Source organism: Pseudomonas sp. Lb2C2, from assembly GCF_052112205.1.
GTDB lineage: Bacteria > Pseudomonadota > Gammaproteobacteria > Pseudomonadales > Pseudomonadaceae > Aquipseudomonas > Aquipseudomonas kilonensis.
Window position 1 is genome coordinate 1 of the sequence record NZ_JAUTYW010000031.1, and the last position, 347, is coordinate 347.

The window sequence follows — 347 nt, forward strand, 5'->3', positions numbered from 1 at the left end:
GATGCACATAAATATTGTGTCTACGGAAGATCCAATGTGGGAGCGAGCTTGCTCGCGATAGCGGTGGCTCAGCCACATAGATGCCGGCATGCCCCGCTCTTGCTCTTGCTCTTGCTCTTGCTCTTGCTCTTGCTCTTGCTCTTGCTCTTGCTCTTGCTCTTGCTCTTGCTCTTGCTCTTGCTTTGGATCTTGATCTGGACGCCCCGTTAAACCACGCTGTCCGAACGCAGGCATTGCGCAGTGGGCATCCCGGCATGGATGCCGGGATAGCCGCGCTGGGCCATGGATGGCCCTTCGCGGCGGCCCACGGAGCAATGCCGGAGTGAGGGCACACCGAGCCTAGGCGA

1 protein-coding gene is annotated in these 347 nt (G+C 59.1%); it reads right to left on the reverse strand.

The features are described 5' to 3' along the window. On the reverse strand, positions 1-234 hold a 234-nt coding region (locus Q7F16_RS30125), incomplete at its 3' end, for a hypothetical protein (RefSeq protein ID WP_413211839.1). Positions 235-347 lie beyond the last annotated feature (113 nt).